The sequence below is a fragment of the Novimethylophilus sp. genome, assembly GCF_036504375.1.
Taxonomy (GTDB): domain Bacteria; phylum Pseudomonadota; class Gammaproteobacteria; order Burkholderiales; family Methylophilaceae; genus Novimethylophilus.
Map to the genome: position 1 here is coordinate 20,973 of NZ_DASXVH010000041.1, position 20,944 is coordinate 41,916.

15 protein-coding genes are annotated in these 20,944 nt (G+C 56.2%); 6 read left to right on the plus strand and 9 right to left on the minus strand.

Annotated features, from left to right (window positions below):
• Both pgi and glgB read right to left on the minus strand, forming a co-directional pair.
• Nucleotides 1-1,644 carry a glucose-6-phosphate isomerase gene (pgi, locus tag VGK14_RS05630; protein ID WP_331507960.1) on the minus strand — a complete coding sequence of 548 codons (1,644 nt, stop codon included), beginning with the start codon at nucleotides 1,642-1,644 and terminating at the stop codon, nucleotides 1-3.
• A 13-nt stretch (nucleotides 1,645-1,657) separates the two neighbouring features.
• The gene (gene glgB / locus VGK14_RS05635; RefSeq protein WP_331507961.1) at nucleotides 1,658-3,835 is read right to left on the minus strand and encodes a 1,4-alpha-glucan branching protein GlgB; all 2,178 of its coding nucleotides are present in this window, start codon (nucleotides 3,833-3,835) and stop codon (nucleotides 1,658-1,660) included.
• 156 nt (nucleotides 3,836-3,991) lie between these two features.
• Here glgB and glgC point away from each other — a divergent pair, with 156 nt between their 5' ends.
• From glgC to VGK14_RS05655, 4 genes are all read left to right on the plus strand, one after another.
• Entirely contained in the window at nucleotides 3,992-5,284 is a 1,293-nt protein-coding gene (gene glgC, locus VGK14_RS05640) for a glucose-1-phosphate adenylyltransferase (RefSeq protein ID WP_331508034.1), read from the plus strand.
• 119 nt (nucleotides 5,285-5,403) lie between these two features.
• Nucleotides 5,404-7,125, plus strand: a complete 1,722-nt coding sequence (locus VGK14_RS05645) for a glycoside hydrolase family 57 protein (protein ID WP_331507962.1) — start codon at nucleotides 5,404-5,406, stop codon at nucleotides 7,123-7,125.
• A 17-nt stretch (nucleotides 7,126-7,142) separates the two neighbouring features.
• Nucleotides 7,143-9,155 carry an alpha-amylase/4-alpha-glucanotransferase domain-containing protein gene (locus VGK14_RS05650; RefSeq protein ID WP_331507964.1) on the plus strand — a complete coding sequence of 671 codons (2,013 nt, stop codon included), beginning with the start codon at nucleotides 7,143-7,145 and terminating at the stop codon, nucleotides 9,153-9,155.
• A 14-nt stretch (nucleotides 9,156-9,169) separates the two neighbouring features.
• Nucleotides 9,170-10,132 carry an ROK family protein gene (locus VGK14_RS05655; RefSeq protein ID WP_331507965.1) on the plus strand — a complete coding sequence of 321 codons (963 nt, stop codon included), beginning with the start codon at nucleotides 9,170-9,172 and terminating at the stop codon, nucleotides 10,130-10,132.
• Nucleotides 10,133-10,286: 154 nt separating this feature from the next.
• Here the strand turns inward: VGK14_RS05655 and VGK14_RS05660 are convergent, their stop codons facing one another.
• Entirely contained in the window at nucleotides 10,287-11,120 is an 834-nt protein-coding gene (locus VGK14_RS05660) for a DMT family transporter (RefSeq protein WP_331507967.1), read from the minus strand.
• A gap of 482 nt (nucleotides 11,121-11,602) precedes the next feature.
• Here VGK14_RS05660 and VGK14_RS05665 point away from each other — a divergent pair, with 482 nt between their 5' ends.
• Both VGK14_RS05665 and VGK14_RS05670 read left to right on the plus strand, forming a co-directional pair.
• On the plus strand, nucleotides 11,603-12,235 hold the full coding sequence (locus VGK14_RS05665; protein WP_331507968.1) for a cytochrome c peroxidase: 633 nt from the start codon (nucleotides 11,603-11,605) through the stop codon (nucleotides 12,233-12,235).
• Nucleotides 12,236-12,313: 78 nt separating this feature from the next.
• The gene (locus VGK14_RS05670) at nucleotides 12,314-13,021 is read left to right on the plus strand and encodes a DUF6969 family protein (protein ID WP_331507969.1); all 708 of its coding nucleotides are present in this window, start codon (nucleotides 12,314-12,316) and stop codon (nucleotides 13,019-13,021) included.
• 234 nt (nucleotides 13,022-13,255) lie between these two features.
• Here the strand turns inward: VGK14_RS05670 and VGK14_RS05675 are convergent, their stop codons facing one another.
• The 6 genes from VGK14_RS05675 to VGK14_RS05700 form a co-directional block, all read right to left on the minus strand.
• Nucleotides 13,256-14,503, minus strand: a complete 1,248-nt coding sequence (locus VGK14_RS05675) for a multiheme c-type cytochrome (protein WP_331507970.1) — start codon at nucleotides 14,501-14,503, stop codon at nucleotides 13,256-13,258.
• Nucleotides 14,504-14,553: 50 nt separating this feature from the next.
• Complete coding sequence (locus VGK14_RS05680) at nucleotides 14,554-14,814, minus strand: hypothetical protein (RefSeq protein ID WP_331507971.1); 261 nt, start codon at nucleotides 14,812-14,814, stop codon at nucleotides 14,554-14,556.
• A gap of 359 nt (nucleotides 14,815-15,173) precedes the next feature.
• On the minus strand, nucleotides 15,174-17,186 hold the full coding sequence (locus VGK14_RS05685; RefSeq protein WP_331507972.1) for a hypothetical protein: 2,013 nt from the start codon (nucleotides 17,184-17,186) through the stop codon (nucleotides 15,174-15,176).
• 15 nt (nucleotides 17,187-17,201) lie between these two features.
• Nucleotides 17,202-18,530, minus strand: a complete 1,329-nt coding sequence (locus VGK14_RS05690) for a transporter (protein ID WP_331507973.1) — start codon at nucleotides 18,528-18,530, stop codon at nucleotides 17,202-17,204.
• 397 nt (nucleotides 18,531-18,927) lie between these two features.
• Nucleotides 18,928-20,055, minus strand: coding sequence for a YeeE/YedE family protein (locus VGK14_RS05695; protein ID WP_331507974.1), 1,128 nt, complete (start codon nucleotides 20,053-20,055; stop codon nucleotides 18,928-18,930).
• A gap of 15 nt (nucleotides 20,056-20,070) precedes the next feature.
• Nucleotides 20,071-20,925, minus strand: a complete 855-nt coding sequence (locus VGK14_RS05700; RefSeq protein ID WP_331507975.1) for an HD-GYP domain-containing protein — start codon at nucleotides 20,923-20,925, stop codon at nucleotides 20,071-20,073.
• Between the last annotated feature and the right edge of the window lie 19 nt (nucleotides 20,926-20,944).

Consider the following 20,944-nt stretch of genomic DNA (forward strand, 5'->3'; position numbering starts at 1 on the left):
CTACAGGCAGCATTTTTTATAGTGGTTGATCAGGCCGTTGGTTGATGAGTCATGACTTGAAATCGGGTTGTTGTCGAACAGCTTTGGCAGCATCGCCTGTGCCAGCTGCTTGCCTAATTCCACGCCCCACTGGTCAAAAGAATTGATGTTCCAGATAATGCCTTGCACAAAAATCTTGTGCTCATAAAGTGCGATCAGCGAACCCATGGTTTTCGGATCGAGCTTATCGAACAGGATGGAGTTGGTAGGGCGATTGCCTTCGAATATCTTATGGGGCAATAGTTTTTCCAGCCTTTCCCCTGACAGACCCGCAGCTTCCAGCTCCGCACGCGCCTCGGATTCGGTCTTGCCATTCATCAGCGCTTTGGTCTGTGCGAAGAAATTGGAAAGAAGAATCTTGTGGTGATCACCGACAGGGTAATGTGACTTCATCGGTGCGATAAAATCGCAGGGAATCAGCTTGGTGCCCTGATGGATGAGCTGGTAGAACGCATGCTGGCCGTTGGTGCCGGGCTCGCCCCAGATGATGGGCCCGGTGGCGACATCCACACGCTGGCCATCGCGATCGACAAATTTGCCGTTGCTTTCCATGTCGCCCTGCTGGAAGTATGCGGAAAATCGCGACAGCGACTGATCGTAAGGCAGAATGGCATGCGTCTGCGCATCAAAAAAATTGTTGTACCACACGCCCAGCAGCGCCAGCATAACCGGCATGTTTTTTTCCAGCGGCGTATTGCGGAAATGCTGATCCATCTCGAACGCGCCTTGCAGCAGGGCTTCGAAGTTATCCATGCCAATATGCAGCGCTATCGATAGACCGATGGCTGACCACAAGGAATAGCGCCCACCTACCCAGTCCCAGAATTCGAACATGTTGGCGGTATCGATGCCGAACTTTGCCACTTCATGGGCATTGGTGGACAAGGCCACGAAGTGCTTCGCGATTTGCGCTTCGTCCTTGGCCGTTTCCAGGAACCAGGTACGGGCCGACCGTGCATTGGTCAAGGTCTCCTGCGTTGTGAAGGTCTTCGAAGAAACAACGAACAGGGTGGTGGCCGGGTTACATTTTTGCAGCGTGACGCCGAGGTGCGCGCCGTCGATATTCGATACGAAGTGAGCACGCAGATCAGGCCGGCTATAAGGTTTGAGCGCACCACACACCATGAACGGGCCGAGGTCTGAGCCGCCGATACCGATATTGACGATGTCGATGATCGGTTGGCCGGTATAACCACGCCAAATGCCGTTCCTCACACGTTCGGTAAAATCCCGCATCTGGGACAGCACGCGGTTGACGCCCGGCATGACGTCTTCTCCATCCACCAGCACCGGCTTGGTGGAACGATTGCGCAACGCGGTATGCAATACCGCCCGATTCTCCGTAAAGTTGATTTTTTCGCCGGTGAACATGCGTTCCCGCCATTGTTCGACATTACGGTCGCGGGCTAGCGCCAGCAGCAGGGACATCGTTTGTTCGGTGATACGGTTTTTCGAGTAATCCAGCAAAATATCATTGAATTGCAGCGAGAATTTATCGAAACGTGCCGGATCCGCCGAGAACAGATCGCGCATATGCTGCGCTGAGAGCTCGCGCTGGTGCGAAACCAGTGCTTGCCAGGACGGGGTTTGGGTCAACTGAGACATAGCTAAAATATTATTAATTGTGTTGAATAATGATGCCAGCCAGCGGCGGCACGGTAATGACCAATGAGTGCGGAAAGCCCATCCAAGGGGTGTTTTCTGCTTCCAGCCCAACGCCGTTGCCGGTATTGCTGCCACCGTAGGTTTCTGCGTTGCTGTTGAATAATTCGCGATATTTTCCACTATCTGGCGCGCCAATGCGATACCCATGACGCTGAACCGGGGTAAAGTTGAGGGCGACGATGACATAGCTGCCGTCCCGCGCGAGACGCAGATAGCTGACAATGGACTGGTCGGCATCGTGGCAATCGATCCAGGCAAAGCCATCCGGCGTGAAATCCAGTTCGTGCAAAGCGAGGGTCGAATGATAGAGGCGGCCGAGATCCCGCGTCAAATTTTGTACGCCCTTATGCCATGAAATATCCAGCAAATTCCAATCCAATGCGCTACCGACAGCCCATTCACGCCCCTGCCCGAACTCGTTACCCATGAAATTGAGTTTCTTGCCGGGGTAAGTCATCTGATAGGTGAGAAGAAGGCGCAGGTTGGCGAATTTTTGCCATGTATCTCCTGGCATTTTGTCCAGCAGGGAGCGCTTGCCGTGGACTACTTCGTCGTGCGAAAACGGCAGCACGAAGTTCTCGGTATAGGCATATAGCTGGCCGAACGTGAGCTGGTTGTGATGAAAGTGCCGATGTACAGGGTCGTGTTCGATGTAAGCCAAGGTGTCGTTCATCCAGCCCATGTTCCACTTCATCGAGAAGCCCAGCCCGCCGAGATAGACGGGGCGCGAAATCATCGGCCATGCGGTGGACTCTTCCGCAACGGTGAGCGCACCGGGAAAATCCTGATGCACCATCATGTTCAGTTCCTTGATGAATTCTATGGCTTCCAGATTTTCACGGCCGCCGAATTTGTTGGGCAGCCATTCATTATTCTTGCGGGAGTAATCCAGGTAGAGCATCGAGGCCACGGCATCCACGCGCAGTCCGTCGATATGAAATTCGCTCAGCCAATAATAGGCGTTGGAGATGAGGAAGTTGCGCACCTCGTTGCGGCCGTAGTTGAAGATATAGGTCCCCCAGTCCTGATGCTCTCCCAGCCGCGGGTCCTCATGCTCGTACAGCGGGGTGCCGTCAAAGCGCGCCAGGGCCCAGCTGTCCTTGGGGAAATGCGCTGGCACCCAGTCGAGAAGGATGCCGATACCAGCTTGGTGGCAGGTATCCACAAAATAGCGAAAATCATCCGGCGTACCGAAGCGGCTGGTAACGCCGAAATAACCGGTAGTCTGATAACCCCATGATTCGTCCAGCGGATGTTCGCTTACCGGCATCAGTTCGATATGGGTATAACCCATGTCTTTCACATAAGGCACCAAGTTATCGGCTAATTCGCGGAACTGAATAAAGCGGTTATGTTCGCCGCGCTGCCAGGATCCGGCATGTATTTCATAGACGTTGAAAGGAGCATGCAACCAATCCGATTTTGCGCGCTCCTGCATCCAGACATCGTCATTCCACTGATGAACGCTGGGAGCTGTTACCCGCGCGGCCGTTCCCGGCCGCATTTCAAAACTATTGCCATAGGGGTCGGTCTTGACGAGGATATGCCCGCTCTGGCGGTTGCGTATTTCGAATTTGTACAGGCTGCCGGCCTCTAGGCCCGGAATGAAAATTTCCCATACGCCGCTCGAACCGTGCGCACGCATTGGATGAATGCGGCCGTCCCAGCGGTTGAAATCGCCGGTGACGCTGACACGTTCGGCATTCGGCGCCCAAACGGCAAAACGCGTTCCATGCACGCCGCAATGCTCGACCACTTGGGCTCCCAGCATTTTATAAGCCTGGCGCAACCGTCCCTCGCTGAATAAATAGAGGTCGTGCTCCGACAGCATCGGTGGAAAAGTGTATGGGTCAGGCTGCTCATGGAGTTTGCCATCCTGTTCCCAGCGCAACCTGCAGGGTGCGGTCAGTTTGCCTGCCCCCTGCCATAGATAAAGCCCATCCGGATGGGTTCGAGGCATTTCTTCCCAGGTACCGTTTACTTGTACCCAGACACGACCGGCAAAAGGCAGAAAACTGCGCAGTATCGGCTTGCCATGATCCTGATGCAGGCCGAGCCAGGCGAAAGGGTTATGATGGCGTGCCTCGATGATCAGGCTAAGTTGGGGGTCGTGTTTTGATTTTGTTGCCATTAAGGTAAGCCTATATCAAATGGTTGCAATTGGCCGGTTTGGGGTGTTGGTTTTATCTTTTCAACCTGTCTATAATGGCTGTGAGCAATCCCATTAGCTAGCTTGCGGTGGCGCCAAGCGTGTCCAAAGGCAAACTATAAATCAGGAGAGGCAAAAATGCAGCATGAATCGAAGCCGGATTCGACTTCACCACGTTTTGTCAGTGCTCTTACCAAGAATACGGTAGCGTTGATTCTCGCCGGCGGTCGAGGATCTCGTTTGAAATCCTTGACAGATTGGCGGGCCAAACCTGCTGTGCCGTTCGGTGGAAAGTTCCGCATTATTGATTTTCCCTTATCCAATTGCATGAACTCGGGCATACGCCGAATCGGCGTGGTGACCCAGTATAAGGCCCATAGCCTGATTCAGCACATCCAGCGGGGCTGGGGTTTCCTGCGCGGCGAATTCAACGAATTCGTCGAATTGTTGCCGGCCCAGCAGCGCATCGAAGAAGAATGGTACAAAGGAACCGCTGATGCCGTATTCCAGAATCTCGACATTTTGCGCGTCATGGGGCCTGAATATGTGCTGATCCTGGCAGGCGACCATATCTACAAGATGGACTACGGCCAAATGCTGGCCGTCCATGTGCGCAACAAGGCCGACATGACAGTAGCTTGTCTTAACGTGCCGATTCAGGATGCTTCGGCTTTCGGTGTCATGGGGGTGGATGAGAACGACCGCATTATCCAGTTCCGCGAAAAACCCGCAGATCCTGATCCCGTACCCGGCGACCCCACCCAGGCGATGGCCAGCATGGGCATTTATGTTTTCAATGCCGCGTTCCTCTATGAGCAACTGATCCGTGATGCGGACGACCCCGACTCCACTCACGACTTCGGCCATGACATCATTCCTTACCTGATCAGCAAATATCGCGTATTCGCTCACCGCTTTGCCGACAGTTGCGTCAATAGCACCGATGGGCGGCACTACTGGCGCGACGTGGGTACGATCGACGCCTATTGGGAAGCCAATATGGAATTAACCAAGGTGGTGCCTGACCTCAACATGTATGACAGAGACTGGCCGATCTGGACCTACCAGGAACAACTACCGCCAGCCAAGTTTGTGTTCGACGAAGAGGACAGGCGCGGCAAGGCGGTGGATGCATTGGTGTCGGGTGGCTGCATTATCAGCGGCTCCTGCGTGAAGCGTTCGCTGCTGTTTTCGGACGTACGGGTTAACAGCTACAGCCTGATCGAAGACTCAGTGATCTTGCCCAAGGTTGATATCGGGCGGTATGTCACCATCAGACGCGCCGTCATTGATAAGGGATGCAACATCCCTGACGGCATGCAGATCGGCGTTAACCATGATGAAGACCGCAAACGTTTTTATGTCTCGGAAAAAGGCATTACGCTGGTGACTCCCGACATGATGGGGCAGAGCATCCATCAAGCAAGATAATTCATAGGTCTCGACAATTCATATCAATAGTTTTTAATCGCGATGACATCTGCGGTGTCATTGTGCCTTGAGGTGTTATGTCTCACTCTCGCAAGCTTTATCTCTGCCTTTACTGGCACATGCATCAGCCTGATTATCGCGATTACGTTAACGGCGATTTTGTGTTGCCATGGACATATCTGCACGCCATCAAGGACTACACCGACATGGCATACCATCTGGAACAGAATCCGCAAGCCAAGGCAACGTTCAATTTTGTGCCTGTGCTGCTCGATCAGCTGGAAGAGTATGCCGGACAATTTCATACGGGGCAGGTGACTGACCCGCTACTGGCGCTGCTGGCGACCGAAAATCTGGATGCGGTCAGCTCGGCGCAGCGCCAACTCGTGCTGGACAGCTGCTTCCGCAGCAATCATGCAACGATGGTGACGCCATTTCCTTCTTATCATCGCATCCACAGTATTTTCAAAATGCTGGAACAGGAGAGCGAAGAAGCAATTGCTTATCTTTCCGGACAGTATCTGGCCGATTTACTGGTCTGGTATCACTTGTCCTGGATGGGGGAGAGCGTTCGCCGCAGCTCGGAGCTGGTAGTACGGCTGATGGCCAAGGGATGCGGTTTTACCTGGGAAGAGCGGCGCGGGGTGTTCGACCTGATAGGCAACCTGATCGTCGACCTGATTCCGCGTTACCGCAATCTCGCACAAAAGGGCCAGATCGAGCTTTCCACGACGCCGCATTTTCATCCTATTTTGCCATTATTGCTGGATTTCAACAGCGCGCATGAGGCCGTTCCGGGCATGCCTCTGCCGGAAACCGGCCGCTATCCAGGCGGATTGACCAGGGCGCGCCATCACGTCGAATCCGCAGTGGAGTCACATGTTCAACGCTTCGGGCATGCTCCTGCAGGCGTGTGGCCAGCCGAGGGGGGGGTGTCGCAGGCATCCCTGATGCTGCTGGCCAAGCAGGGCTTCAGTTGGGCGGCGACCGGAGAAGGGGTGCTGGCCAACAGCCTGCTGCACGCTTATGGCGAAAATGCACTGTCTGCCAACAAGCATCATCTTTACAAGCCTTACCGGATATCAGACGGCAATGATGCTATTACCGTATTTTTCCGCGATGATCGGCTTTCCGACAAAATAGGCTTCGAGTATTCCAAATGGTACGGGCGCGATGCCGTCAATGATTTTGTCCATGAACTGGAACAAATTTTGCTGCGTCATCCCAAGGGCGACACGCCTGTGATCAGCATCATACTCGACGGTGAAAATGCCTGGGAATACTATCCTTACAATGCCTACTATTTCCTTAGCGAGCTCTACGAAACGCTTGCCGTGCACCCTTTCATCGAAATGGCAACCTTTGGCGAAGTGACGCGCCATTGCGCCGCCATCTCCGTCAACGAAGAGTTATTGGAGGTGGAAAGTTTCCACGGTGCGAACATCGTTTCCGAAGGATTGCCGGGACTGGTGGCCGGCAGCTGGGTATATGGCAATTTCAGCACCTGGATAGGCGACCCGGCCAAAAACCGCGCTTGGGATCTGTTGTGCGAAGCCAAGCGCAATTACGACATGGTGATGTCGGATGGTCGCCTCAACAGCGCTGAAAAGCAAGCCGCAGAGCGTCAGTTGGCGGATTGCGAAGGTTCGGACTGGTTCTGGTGGTTCGGTGATTACAATCCTTCGCACAGCGTAGCCAGTTTCGACCGGCTATACCGGCGCAACCTGTCCAACCTTTACCGTCTGCTTAAGCTGCCGGTCCCGGCAGCGCTTGGTCATGTTATCAGCGCGGGCGGGGGCGAGGTAGAGGCTGGCGGAACGATGCGCCGCGGTCAAGAATAAGCTTAATAAGGATCAACATGGCAAAAACTGTCGCTTTGCTGCTGGGAGTGCATGCGCATCAGCCGGTCGGAAATTTCACGCAGGTGCTGGACGATGCCCATTTGCGCTGTTATGGCCCTTTTTTGCGCGTACTCTACCAATATCCCAATTTTCACTTCGCTATCCACTGCAGCGGTTGGCTGCTGGATTACCTGCTGACGCATTACCCGCAGGACTTGCAGTTGCTGAAGGAAATGGTGAAGCGCGGACAGGCCGAACTGTTCGGCGCGGGTTACACCGAGCCCGTGCTGGCGGCGATTCCGGCGCGTGACCGGGTGGGACAAATCGCGATGCTGTCCGATTATCTGACAAAAAAATTTGACCAAGCTCCGCAGGGGGCATGGCTCACAGAACGCGTATGGGAAGCTACCGTGGTGCCTGCACTGGCCGACGCCGGTGTGAAATACGTCACGGTGGACGACTACCACTTCATGTGTACCGGCAAACATGGTGGCGAACTGAACGGTTTTTACACCACAGAAGAAGATGGCCGCAAACTGGATCTGTACCCGATCTCTGAGGCGCTACGCTATCGTGTGCCGTTTTCTCCGGCGCACGAAGTGGTTTCCTATTTGGAAAACCTTGCCGATGAGAGCGACCAGGCAGCGGCAGTATATTTCGACGATATCGAAAAATTCGGCATCTGGCCGGAAACCTACGAGTGGGTTTACGAGAAAGGCTGGCTTAAGGATTTCATCGAAGGCGTGCTGGCGTCCAGCATTATCCGGCCCATGCGCTATTGCGATTATCACGCACGGGCACGTACCCGCGGCGTGGTCTATCTGCCTACCGCCTCGTACAGCGAAATGAATGAGTGGGCACTGCCGGTGCCGGCCGCGCATCACTATGCCGACATGGTGGAGCGGGAGAAGCGCGAAGGGCGCTGGGAAATCAGCAAGCCATTTATCCGCGGCGGCATCTGGCGTAATTTCCTGATGCGTTTTCCTGAAGCCAACTGGATGCATAAACGTACTCTGGCGCTGTCACATCGCTACCATGCATTGCCGGAAGGAAAAAAAACGCCGGCGATGCTGCATGAGCTTTACCAGTCCCAGGCCAACGATGCCTATTGGCATGGCCTGTTCGGTGGGCTTTATCTGCCCCACTTGCGGCGTGCCGTTTACAACGCCATCGTCGCACTGGAGGCAATGCTGGACGCGGTCGAGCCGCGTCCCACAAAAGAGATGATAGATCTCGATCTGGATGGCAGGGACGAGGTGTTTTTGCATAATTCGAAGTTGCAGGCGGTAGTGCGCATGGATGGCAGCGCATCGATTTGCGAACTGGATGCCTATCGCCTCAAGCATAACTTCGGCGATACGCTGATGCGCCAGACCGAGCATTACCACCGCAAGGTCAATGCCGGCAATGCGCATGAACATAGCGGCAACGGCATTGCCAATCCACACGAGCGGGTGAATTTCAAGCAAGTGATCGGCATAGAGGACCTTGGTACCGACAATCACCCCAAAACCTTGTTCATCGACAAATGGCGGGATGAAGGTGCACCGGATTCCTTATTGCCGCTGCGCTACGCGGTGACGGCAGGAAAGGGGGCGGCCTTGTCTTTCAAGGCAAGCGTGGAAAAGTTCGAGATAGAAAAAATGATCGTGCTCGACCACGCGAGCCTGGCCGTCGATTATCGGTTCGGCAACGGTGCTTGCGGGTATTTCAGCGTTGAGATCAATCTCGCGATGCCCAGCTGCGATGGCCCTGCCGGCCGCTTCAAAATAGGGGAAGATATCATCGGCGGTTTCGGCCAGGCTCAGCAACTGGACGCGATCAATGAAATCTGGCTGGAAGATGAAGTGCTGGGCGGGAAAGTCAGGTTGAGCAGTAGTCGTGTGGCGGATTTCAAATCATGGCCGCATTTTAGCGTTTCCCAGTCCGAGGCTGGATTCGAGAAAATCATGCAAGCGGTGACCATTGTGCTGAGCTGGGATTTAAGCCTGATAGAAGGCCCATTGAATGTTGCTATTGAAATTCATTAATACAATGGCTTGCAATGCTTAGTTTAAGTAAAATAATAGATTCTGGCAATCCCTGCCTGATCGGCGTGGATGTGGGGGGAACCAATCTGCGCGTTGGGGTCGTCACCAAGCACGGAGTTGTCTGGGAACAGCGCGTGCAGGCCGACTTCGCGGCATTTTGCCGTGACCACCCGCCGGATGCGGCGCTTGATTTCATTCTGGATACCTTGTCGGGCGCTATCCAGGAACCGAGAGCGCGTTATCCGCAGGCGTGCGCCGTCGGTATCGGCTTCCCCGGGTTTATCGACCCCGCGACCCATATGGTGACGCAATCGCCGAACATGCCCGGTTTGCTCGATGTGGACCTGGTCACACCGCTGTCACGGGTGCTCAATTTACCGGTACTGGTGGAAAACGACGCATTGGCGGCAGGCTACGGCGAATACATCGCAGACAATTGCGACGCCGCCGGCATGATTTATATAGGTTTGGGCACTGGAGTGGGCGGCAGCGTCATTCTCGATGGCAAGCCATATCCCGGAGCACATGGCGTTTCCATGGAAATCGGCCATCTGATCGTCGATCCCGGCGGCCGCTTATGCGGCTGCGGCAACCGGGGCTGCCTGGAACAATACGCCTCCGCCAGCGGCATAGCATTGACTTACGCGGAACTCGCCGGCGACAACGGCCTCGATTCGGCGCTGATCGCGGTGTTCGCCCGCGACGGCGACGTCAATGCGATCGAGGCATACCGCCGCGGCGGCGCCGTACTGGCACAAGGGCTGGCTTCGATTCTCAAGGTGCTGGATGTACCGCAGGTCGTGGTCGGCGGTGGAGTGAGCCAATCATGGATCTTGATGAAAGAAACGTTTGATGCGCGCTTGCAGCAAGATCTGATTCCGGCGCTTCGCGGCCGGGTGCAGGTAAGAACCAGCCAGGCCGATGATCAAGCGGGCATTATCGGCGCGGCGATGCTGGCGTTTGCGCGGATGCACTAGAAAACAATTTCCGTTCCGGATCCGCCAACGGTGGTATTTTTCAGCATCGGATCCATGCCCGGATTGAGAATGTATCGCACCTCCGGCCATATCCATAGTCAAGGCCTGATCTGGACTTCCCAGACAAAAGTTGGGGAAGTTCGATTTAAGTATTTCAATCCTTCATGATCACCATGGCAATTCCACCAAGAATAGCCATGGAGGAAATATATAGCCGTAATGTGACGGCTTCTCCCAGAAGTACCATGCCACCCATGGCGGCGATGACTGGTACGCTGAGTTGCATGATTGCAGCGCTGGTGGTTCTTGTTTCGCGCACGACCTGATACCAGATGGCATAGCCCATCCCCGATGCGATTGCTCCGGAAAGTATCGCGAGCACGATTCCGGTTTCATTCATCTGCATTCGCGTCATCAGCAATAGACTTGAGCCTATCGCCAGTGGCACGGCACGAAAAAAATTACCAGCGGTCATTCCCAATGGATCGCTGGAACCCTTTCCCAATAGCGAATAAATCGCCCAGGCAACTCCGGCAATAAGCATCAATACCGCTCCTATGAGAGGCGGGGTCGAAACTCCTGGCAGCATGAAAGCAGCCAGTCCGGAAATGGCCATCGCAAGCCCTGTACTTTGTCTCCTGTTTAGCCGTTCTCCGGATCGCAGGCCGCAAAAAATCATCGTCGTCTGCACTGCGCCGAAGAGCAATAATGCACCTGTACCGGCCGGCAGGCTGGCATAGGCCAAAGAAAAAGCGGCTGCATAGATAAACAGCGCAAAGGCTGAAATCCAACTGCCGCTGGCATGTTTAGCTTTCCCCTGGAGTCGCATGATGAGCCAGAGCATCGCGGCACCCGACAGGATGCGAATGGATGTGAAGCTGGCGGCATCGATTTGCGCATGTTTCAGCGCCAGACGGCAAAGCAGGGAGTTGGCGGCAAATGCCGTCATGGCAAATGCGGCAAGAATGGCTAGTCGTTGCGATTTCATGGGGGCCTCATTGGTGAGTTTGGAGAAACATACTCCCGGCTTTACTCCTTGCCCAGCGGTTTAGAAAAATAAAATAATTGTTGTAAGGATTGTCGAGATGCTTCGTTTAATGCGCAGGAACCGGATATTTTTCGGTGCTGGCAACTTTAAAACTTGCAGTAATCATTAAGGAGAATGACTCATGGAATCCCAGCACAAAACCCTGACCGCATCCCTGGCTGCCGGCCTGATGGCACTCGCCCTCGGTGCCCCGGTTGTCTATGCCAATCCATGCAACCCTTGTGCTCCCAAGGAAGCTCAACACCGGCATCACAACCCTTGCGCGGCAAAGAACCCGTGCGCCGCCAAGGTGAATCCGTGTAATCCGTGTGGCGCAAAGAACCCTTGTGCAGCAGAGAATCCGTGTGCTGCCAAAAATCCTTGTGCCGCGAAGAATCCATGCGCGGCGAAATAATCATCTCTAATCCGAGGAGAGACTAACCATGAAAACCCAGATCAGGCCGCTACGCGCGGCAATCCTTACCGGGCTGTTCAGTGCGGTGATCGCCATGCCTGCGCCGCTGATCGCGGCGCCCAACCCCTGTGCACCCAAGGTCAATCCTTGCGCGGCGAAAAATCCATGTGCCGCCAAGAATCCTTGCGCCGCCAACCCTTGTGCGGCAGGCAACCGGATCGATCCAACGCTTGTCACACGTCCCAAGGGCACCAAGCCGTATAAAGGCAACCACAAGGAATTGGCGAAAGAGGGCGAAAAGCTCTGGAACAGTGCCAAACTTAGCGGCCCCGGTACGATTTCCTGCGCTAGCTGCCATACCGGCGGCGCAATGTTCCAGTCCAGCTTTGCCAAGCCGTATCCCCATCAGGTGCAAATGGCGGTTGATAACGCCGGCATGAAGTCCATCACGCTGGAGGAAATGGTGCAGTTCTGCATGGTCAAGCCGATGCAGACCAAGCCGTTCGCTTGGGATTCGCGTGAACTGGCTGCGCTGACCGCCTACGCGGCAGACGTACAAAAAACTTTCAAGCCGGGCAAGGCAACTGCCAATCCATGTGTTGCCAACCCCTGTGCTGCCAAAAATCCGTGCGGTGCCAAGAATCCCTGCGCGGCGAGATAGTCCCCTCTGTCTGCTTGGCAGTAAACTTGAGGCGATGAAGCCACACTTCATCGCCATTTTTTTCCGGGTTAAATATCCATGGAAACCATCGATTTCACCGTATTGCCAAGAGAACAACTGGAACTCATGGCCGATGCCGGGGCGCGGATTCTCGAATGCTACCGGGTACTGGGCAAGGCCGGACTCAATATCGTCGGCGAGGTGCTGAAGGGGCAGGGCGAGTTCTACGAACTGGAGCATTACCCCAATGATGACGTGTTCGATGCCGACACGCATAGCCAATACTATTATCATGCCCACCGCACCGAGGCAAATGAACACGGGCATTTCCATACATTCTTGCGCCAGTCTGGCATGCTGGAAGGGGCACAGCCCGTCCCTTATGATGGTGAAGAGACGTGGCCGCAGGGGGCAGACGCGCTTTCACACCTGATTGCCATTTCCATGGACGCTTATGGGTTTCCCACCGGCCTGTTCGCCACCAACCGCTGGGTGACTGCCGAGGCTTGGTACAAGGCTGAGGATGTCATCAGTATGCTCGATCGTTTCGACATCGATCATGCGTGGCCCTCCTGGCCGGTCAATATCTGGATTTCCGCCATGATGGTGCTGTTTCGCCCGCAGATCGAAGCCTTGTTGTGTCAGCGCGACGAAGTGGTGGCAAGTTGGGCGCGTACCCACCCTGGGGTAGATGTATTTGAAGACCGGATGCTGGAGTTGACCGGTTTTATCCCTATCGATGTCAAGCAGCAGATTGGAGCGGTAGCTGTTGCGTTATCGACGTAGTATTTTAAGGAAGCCTGGCAACCGCTTCTTGGGGCTGCGGAAGCACTGAGTGGAAGGGAACCTACCCGTGCAATGCCTCCTCGTTCTATCTGACAATGGTGCGAATGGCTGCACGCCCGGAGCGCGACGAATTCTGAGAAATGTTTCGTTAGTCGCAGTCTCTGCAGGGCGTGTGGGACCACAGCCAGAGTAGCAACTCCACTGCCGACGAATGACGAAGCAAAGTAGAAAGCTTCATTGTTGCGGCAACGACTGTCGCGTTTCAAAGGCAACAAAGCCGGAGGACTCGGCGCGCTTGAGCGCTGCGCGGATCATTTGCTGGCCACGCCCGGCCAGATCGCCAGTAAGCAGTGACCGGTAGAATCCGGCGTAGAAGTCATCGGGTTCGACGCGCAGGCGAAAGACAAGCGCTACCGCAGCGCGCTGCAAGGGCCGGACGTAATCCAGGCGCAATTCCCCGTCCGGCGGCAAGCGCGTGTCGGCGATCTCGCGTGAGATGTCCAGCGGCACCTGACGCTGGATCACCCGCTCCACGCGCGTGTCCGGCAATGCGTGTCCGTCGCTGGCGATCTGCTCGATCTCGACAATCGCTTTGGGCGTCACATAAGTAGGAAAATAATGTCCCGCTCCGGCGTTGCGCACCGTCAGAGCAGCGTGCACTGCGCCGCCGATTATCTGGCCACCCTCCGGCACGAATTGAATCGCAGCACGCACCATGTCCGGATCATGAACCCCGCGCCACAGGTGGCGCCGCTCGGGCATGTGGCAGGACTGGCAGCTGCGGCCTTCGCGGGCGTGGCGCGAGGCTTTCCATTCTTCGTAAGTATTTTCCAGCAGCTTGCTGTTCAAGGCAAAATCGCCAGGCTGGAACTGGTGACAGGCGGCGCAGAAGCGTGAATCCTGAAAGGCGGTTGAAGCGGCAAAGCCGTTGTGCGGCATGGCCGTCCGCTGGGCCGTATTGGGTGCGGAGCCGTCGCGCCGTGGCGGGCCGAAGCGCTCATGGGCACGCACATGGCAAGCTGCGCAGATCAATCCCTGCTCGTGCAGTGCGGGGGACTTTGAGGGGTTCGGTGAGGCGTGACTGACATCGGCGAGCGCAGCGGAGAGGCTATCTGCTTGCTCGAAGAGTGGTGCATGACAGCGGATGCAATCCTGGTGTTCCGCACGCGCGTCCGGTGCCATGTTAACCAGCTGCCCCATGATACCGGGCCCCATGGCATGGGCATGCAGCGCAGTCTGCCAGTCACGGTACTGCTCGGCGTGGCAACTGCCGCAATCGGCTGGCGCCAGCGAGGCTTCCAGCGCGCTGTAATGTGCCGGTACCGCCCCTTGAGCGGCAAGAGGGCGCGCCCAATGTTTTTTCAGAAAGGTTTCCACCGCCGCGTCCTGATGCGCGCTGGAAGTGGAAAGTGTGGCGGGCAGAGGCGACGCCTCGCGCTTGCCACAGCCGCCCAGTACGACAACAAAAACGGAAAGGGCCACGACGACCCTTTCCGCTCTTGTCGAGAACGGCCTATTCAACACCCTTTACACTATTTTGCCGCGCAAGGGTTCTTCGCTGCACAAGGATTCTTGGCCGCGCAAGGGTTCATCTTCTTGTTCTTGTGCTTTTTCATCTTTTTCTTCGGCGCGCAAGGATTCTTGGCTGCACAAGGATTCTTGGCCGCGCAAGGATTTTCCGCCTTCGGTGCACAAGGGTTACAGGGATTGGCTGCCTGAGCTGCGGGAATTGCAAGAGCCAAGGCGCCCGCGACTGCGAGGGCAAGGGCAAATGGTTTCAATTTCAGGTTCATTGGGTGTCTCCTTCGTTTAAGGTTGTAGTTACGACAGTCGGTATGCGCTCTCGCTATCGAAAGCGATCGCCCGCGACTCAGCCATTATACGGGCAACTGGGCTAAACCTTACAACTGGATACGGTCTGGGCATAGGCGATGGCCTATAAAAAATTCCCTTATAAGTACCCAGTATCTTGGTAACTGTGATGGTCAGTGGACGTGCTTTCCACCAATCCGGCTTGCTTGCGGGGGCACAGTCCAAAAGGTCCGTGCAAGAACTGGAGGCGATTCCCGTTCACGTCGCGACCGTTTGTATCTACGAGGCTCCTGGATTCCTTGGGAGCCTCGTACTCGTTTCAGCCGTGAAACACCGTGCATCAAGGTGTCTGGATTTCTACGCGGCTTGCGAAAACCGGCGCGATACCATATTTGCCATCGCCGTATTCGATGCGAGGTATGCCGTCTTTGTCGCCGTCTTTCTGATAGAGCGCCGTTTCGCCGGTCTCCTCAAACTCGCTCTGCTGGATGCCGCTGGCGTCGATGGCCTGGACCCAGAACCGCTTGTAGCGTTCGACGAGTTGCGGACTCTTGGTTTCCAGCATCATCTCGCGCAGCGCACCGATCGCAGCGCCGAGGTTCAAGGGAGTATACACGCTTGTGGCGGCACCGAGCTCCGAGCGATAAAGGCCGGTTTTCTCGTCCCACAGCTTGGTGTTCATGAAATCGAGAGCGTTCTTTGCCGCGCTCTTGAATCGCTCGTCGCCAAGAACGCGGTAGGCCACCATCAAGCCTTGAATGGCGAGACCCTGGTCAAGCAATGTCGGTGCGCCTGCCACCCGTTTCCCCGCGCTGTAAGCTGAACCTACGCTGCCATCGCCAGCCTGCAGTGAGTTCGACAGAAAATCGGCTTGCGTGAGTAACAGTTGCCTGGCGCGTTCGACGAGGGCCGTATCGGTATGCATTTTTTCGACATAGTTGGCCAGAGCGACCATCGCCATGCCCAGATCGGCTGTTTTGGTCAGCGCGCCGCGTCCTTGTTCCGGTGTCCACTCGGAGACCAGGACGCCGTTGCCGGCCTGATGCTTCGCTTCCATGGTCGATAGCACCAGATTGGACAAGCCCTCGGCCAGTACGATGTACTTTTGCTCCATGATCGAGCCGTCATGGGGGGTGTTGTTGCCAAACACCTTGTTCCAATTGCTTTTTACCGATGGGTCCGCGAAGTGGTAGAACTCGCTCAATCCCCACAGCAAAGACGCCTGATCGAACAACTGGCTGCTGCTATCCACGACGGAAAACTCTTCCGGCCGCGGCGGAAGATCGCCTGCCATTCTCATCCGGACTCCGATGCGATGCGGGAAATAATAAATGCCGGCTTTTGCCGTGCGCGGATCGCCGCCGCCCAACACCTTGCCATCGTAGAGCATGGCCGATTTCATGATCAGCATCTTGCTGACGGCGCTTAGGTTGAGCATGGCGCCGCGATAGCCGTCCTCGGGCGTAATGCCGAGATATTTATCGTCGTGATGATTGCCTGAAAAAAAGAATTCCTCCCACAACGCCAGCTTCATCAGAAGCTGGCCTTCGGCGCCCATATCGACGACGTGAGACATCCGGCCGTGATCCCAGCGCAGGCTCAGAAAATTCTCGCGATAGTTGACGCGGTAAGCCCAGTCCTCATTGCCTTTCGTGCCGGCTCCATAAGGAGTGGCGGGAAAATTTGGGCCGTAGATTTTTTTCAAATCGTTGTCACGCAGCAGGTTTTCGGTGCTCTGGAATTTGCTGCCCTTGTCCAGCGGCCTTGTCAGATGCGGGTCGCAAGACTCGAACGCCAGCATCAATGGTGACGCGTCTTCAAAGCGGCGGGGAAATCCTGTTCTTGACAGATACAGGGAAGAGATGTCCTGCAGCAACACACCCTTGTTCGAACGGGCATACTCGCCCCGGTCGCGGTTGTCGTTGGCTCGTCCTTGCTGCAGCGCTTTTTCCGTCACATAAGGCCCATGGACCAGATGAACGCCGCAGCGGCTCTCGGTATTCAGAGCCTCCATGTTGTAACGCGAATACCAGTAGGATTCGACGGCGCTCATGAAGCCCAGGTCGCCATCCATCGGTATCCCTTTATTAGCCGCCTCAGAGAGAAACGGGAAACCGCTCCTTTCCATTTCGTTCGCCAGGTACATGGCTTCCTTGGTGGTGAACCGACGGTCTGTTACGGTGGTCTTGATCGGGCTGCGATATTTGTCCAAATTAACCTGCTCGGTGCCTGCGGCTTTTTCGAGTTTTTCGCCAGTCTGCCCCCGATCCTGAGATGAAAGCTGGACGCAGCCGGACAAGGCCAGCAGCGCGAGGTTAGTGGCAATGAGATTAAGTTTGAGTAGTTTTTTCACGGTGTTCTCCCGACGTTAGAAGGTATGCTGGACCGACAGATCGAGTGTCCACGCCGGCGAAGGTCCCTGATTGGGCTCGATGATTCTGATCGCCGGGCTGACGGTGATTCGATAACTTGGCGAGGGAATGTATGACAGGCTGGGGCTAAAGAACACCACGTTGCCATGGTTGAAATCGGGGCGTGGGGTAGTAAACATCACGACATTTCCACCGGCATCCATGATCGGCCCGCCGGTTGCCGGATTGCGCTCGGGATGCATAATCAGGCCCGGGAATTTTTCAGCACCCTTGTGTCGCCCGAAAACCGCCAAGTCCAGAGACATGCGATCGCTTTCGAGCGGCGGGAACACATAGGAAGCCCCGTAACGCAGTTCGTTACCCACTGTGATGCCATCGTTCTTGGCGAAGAAGTCGTACATGAAACCGCCGTGAATCGCACTGCGCTCGAATTGATGCGTTGCCGCCAGGCCGATGCGTCCACCCCAGGCGCCTTGTCCTGGCTGTAGGATGCGAGGTAGGAGCCGATCGTTGGGGTTGCGGCCAAAGATGTTGAGCTGCAAGGGGGATAGTGTCGGCGGCATGCCTTGTACCTTGAGCGACTGCGTGGCGTTGAATTTTTCGTCGTCCTTACCCGTCGGGAAAATAATGCCGAACATGGTCGAAAGCGTGACCGGGCCGTTGCCCTGATCGAGCCATTTCTTCTTCAGGGTCAGGGAAATGTCGCCGAGACCGGCACTGGTTCCGTCCATGGTCATTTCCATGGGATCGATGCGGAAAGGATGCCCCGTGCCTTTAGTGCGCACCATCTTGAACGGGACCTCCAGGTTGACCATCATGTCCTTGACGCCGAGGGCTTCGAACCCGTACATGAATTGCAGATCGCCCTGCAGGGTATCGACCCTGACCTTGTCGAAGAACTTGGAATAGAAGGTATCGCGTCCGAAATCACTCGGGTTATGGGCGACGCCGAGATCGAGTTTTATCCTGGACGCTCCGGGAGGCAACACGTAACCGTGCAGGGGTCGTGCCGGTTCGTACAGCGGCGGAGTCGACTGTTCGACCTGGTCGATGATGCGGTAACGCTCGGCTTGCAAGTAGTCGGTATCCTGTCCCAGTTTCAGGAATTGGTAGTCCCGGTCGTCCAAAGCGGCATTGCCTATCTTGGGCGCCTGCTTTTGTTCTCGGCTGCCGGTGCTGTCGAGCGCCGCTTCGAGTTCCTTGATGCGCTTTTCCAGGGCTTCGTTTTTTGTCGCCAACTCGATATTTTCTTTCTGCAGGGCGCTCGCATCCGCTGCGTGGTTTTCCGGCGGCGAAGCTTGCGCAAGGCCCGGAAACGCCAACATGCCCGCGATGATTATGGCTCCCGAAAAATGGGGTGCTGGTTTTTTGCATAAGTCCATGAACCGACTCCTTGTCGTTAACAATATTTCCGAATTGGCGCTACCACGGACCCGGTGTACAACAGCCGGCATGTGTTCTTGCCATCGCAAGCGATCGTCCGCGCTCACCCTTATACGGACAACCGGTAAAAACCTTACAACAGGATCATTAAATCTATTAATCCCACAAAAAAGGCCATGCAAGATAAATGGTTTCCTTGGGGCGACTCGGGAAGAACAAGCTGCGCATCCGCCGCGGTTTAACGAAGGATGAGTCGCAAACTGATGGCCTCCATGTTTGGATCAGTGATCGCGTGGATGTTGTAGCGTGGTGTGAAGCAAAGTTTGTTGCGACAGATTCTCAGTTCATCAGCCCGAACTTTGGGCGCAGTCTCACCCCGATCCGGATACCGGCCAGTGCGGCGGCAATCCACAGCCAGCCATGCAGGCTGGTAGAAGCAACCCCGGAGAAAAATGCGCCGATGTTGCAGCCGAAGGCAATGCGTGCGCCGTAACCCATGGCCAGTCCGCCGAGCAAGGAAGCGGCAATGGCTCCTGCACTTGCCTGCCAGGTGAATATCAGGCGTTTGGATAGCATGGCCGCTAGCAGCGCGCCAAGAATGATGCCGATATCCATCAGCGAGGTTTCGTCGTGAAAGATGCTGCCGGAGATGGCTGCCTGCTGGAATCCGCCCAACCAGAACGGGTGGGTGTCGGGGCTCCAGCCGGCGAGCATGGCGAGTTTGGCACCCCACAGGGTAAATGCCCAGGTGATCGTCCATGGGTGGCCGGAGATGATCAGGGTGGCAAAGTTGAGTGTGGCCAGCGCCAGCGCGCCTTGCGTCAGGCTCCACGGTGTGGTGAAAAGGTTGCGCCAGGTGGTTGGGCCGGTTAAAGCGCCCATCCTGCGCGGCAGCAGGAAGAACAGCACCGCCAGCAAAGCGGTCTGTAAAGTGGCGGCGGATACCCACCCCAGGCGTTCCCCCAGCGACAACACGCCCAGCGTTGGCAATGCCTGCCACCAGCCCATGTGCAGGCTGGCCCAGAAAGAACCGGCGATAAAGGCAGCCAGGGTGATCGCCATGCGCAGGCTGCCGCCGCCGAGCGTATACAGGGTACCGGAACCGCATCCTCCCCCCAGTTGCATGCCGATGCCGAACATGAATGCTCCCGCAGCGACCTGCCAGCCAACCGGTGCGGTTGCACCCACCATATCCTTGCCAAAAAGACTGCCCATAGCGAGTAGGGGAGCAAACAGGATGGTGGCTAGCATCAACATCAACAGTTGCGCCCGGATGCCTTCAGTATCGCCGTACAGGAACAATTTGCGATAAGTGGAGGCAAAACCAAAGCGGGAAAGGTACAACACCATGCCCAGCAGCAAGCCGATGGCAAAGAGAGCCTGCAGGTGCAAGCCCTGGTGTGAGACCGCGGCCAATATCAATGCCGGCAGGGCAATCGCGGCTGAAGTCAGGGCAGTGGCGCGCATGAGGTCAGTAAGGATTTATGCGGTGACATTGCCGGCAAGATGCCGGCTGCTTTCGCGTACAAGGTCGTCAAGCAACCCGTTATCGATTTCGGGTTCGAGATCCTTGATGGTGCCGCGGCGGCCCGTCGGGGCGATGGACAGGCGAATTCCCTCGCGCCTGACTTCAGCCTCGCCGCCGCAGTGGTGGCAGTAAACATGGTCGCCGGTGCGATGATGCCGGCTGACGACAATGGTCGGCCCGCACATCGGGCAATGCTGCAACGGGATGCCGGGCTCGCTGTGGCCGACGATGTGATCCAGGTGCCCCGCCTCGCCCAGTTTGATGAAGCGCGCCCCCCACACCGCATGGAACTGTCCGCCCAAGTTGGCCTGGATGATGCCAAGCGCCTTCTCGGCGGGCATCCCGCGGCGATAGGGACGTGTGCTGGTCATCGCGTCGAAGGCATCGCAGATGCCGACTATGCTTGCATCCACCCTTATCTGATCGCCGGATAAGCCCTGCGGGTAGCCCCGCCCATTCGGCATTTCGTGGTGCGACAGCACGGCGGTGCGGGCCAGTTCCGCCAGCGGGTGGTCGGCGAGCAGACGGCTGCCCACTTCCGGGTGGGTCTTGATGATGTCGTACTCCTCGACGGTAAGCTGGTCCGGCTTGTTCAGGATGGCGTCCGGCACGGCGATCTTCCCCAGATCGTGCAGAAACCCGCCCAGGGCAATGCGGGCCACGTCGGTGGCAGGCAAACCACCATCCTCGGCCAGAATGCGGCTGTACTGGGAAACCCGCCACAGGTGCCCGCCGGTGTAAGGGTCGCGTGCCTCCACCATGGAGGCCATCACGAAAAGGCTTTTCAGCAGATGTTCGATGTGATTCATGGTTTCCCCCTTTAATCAG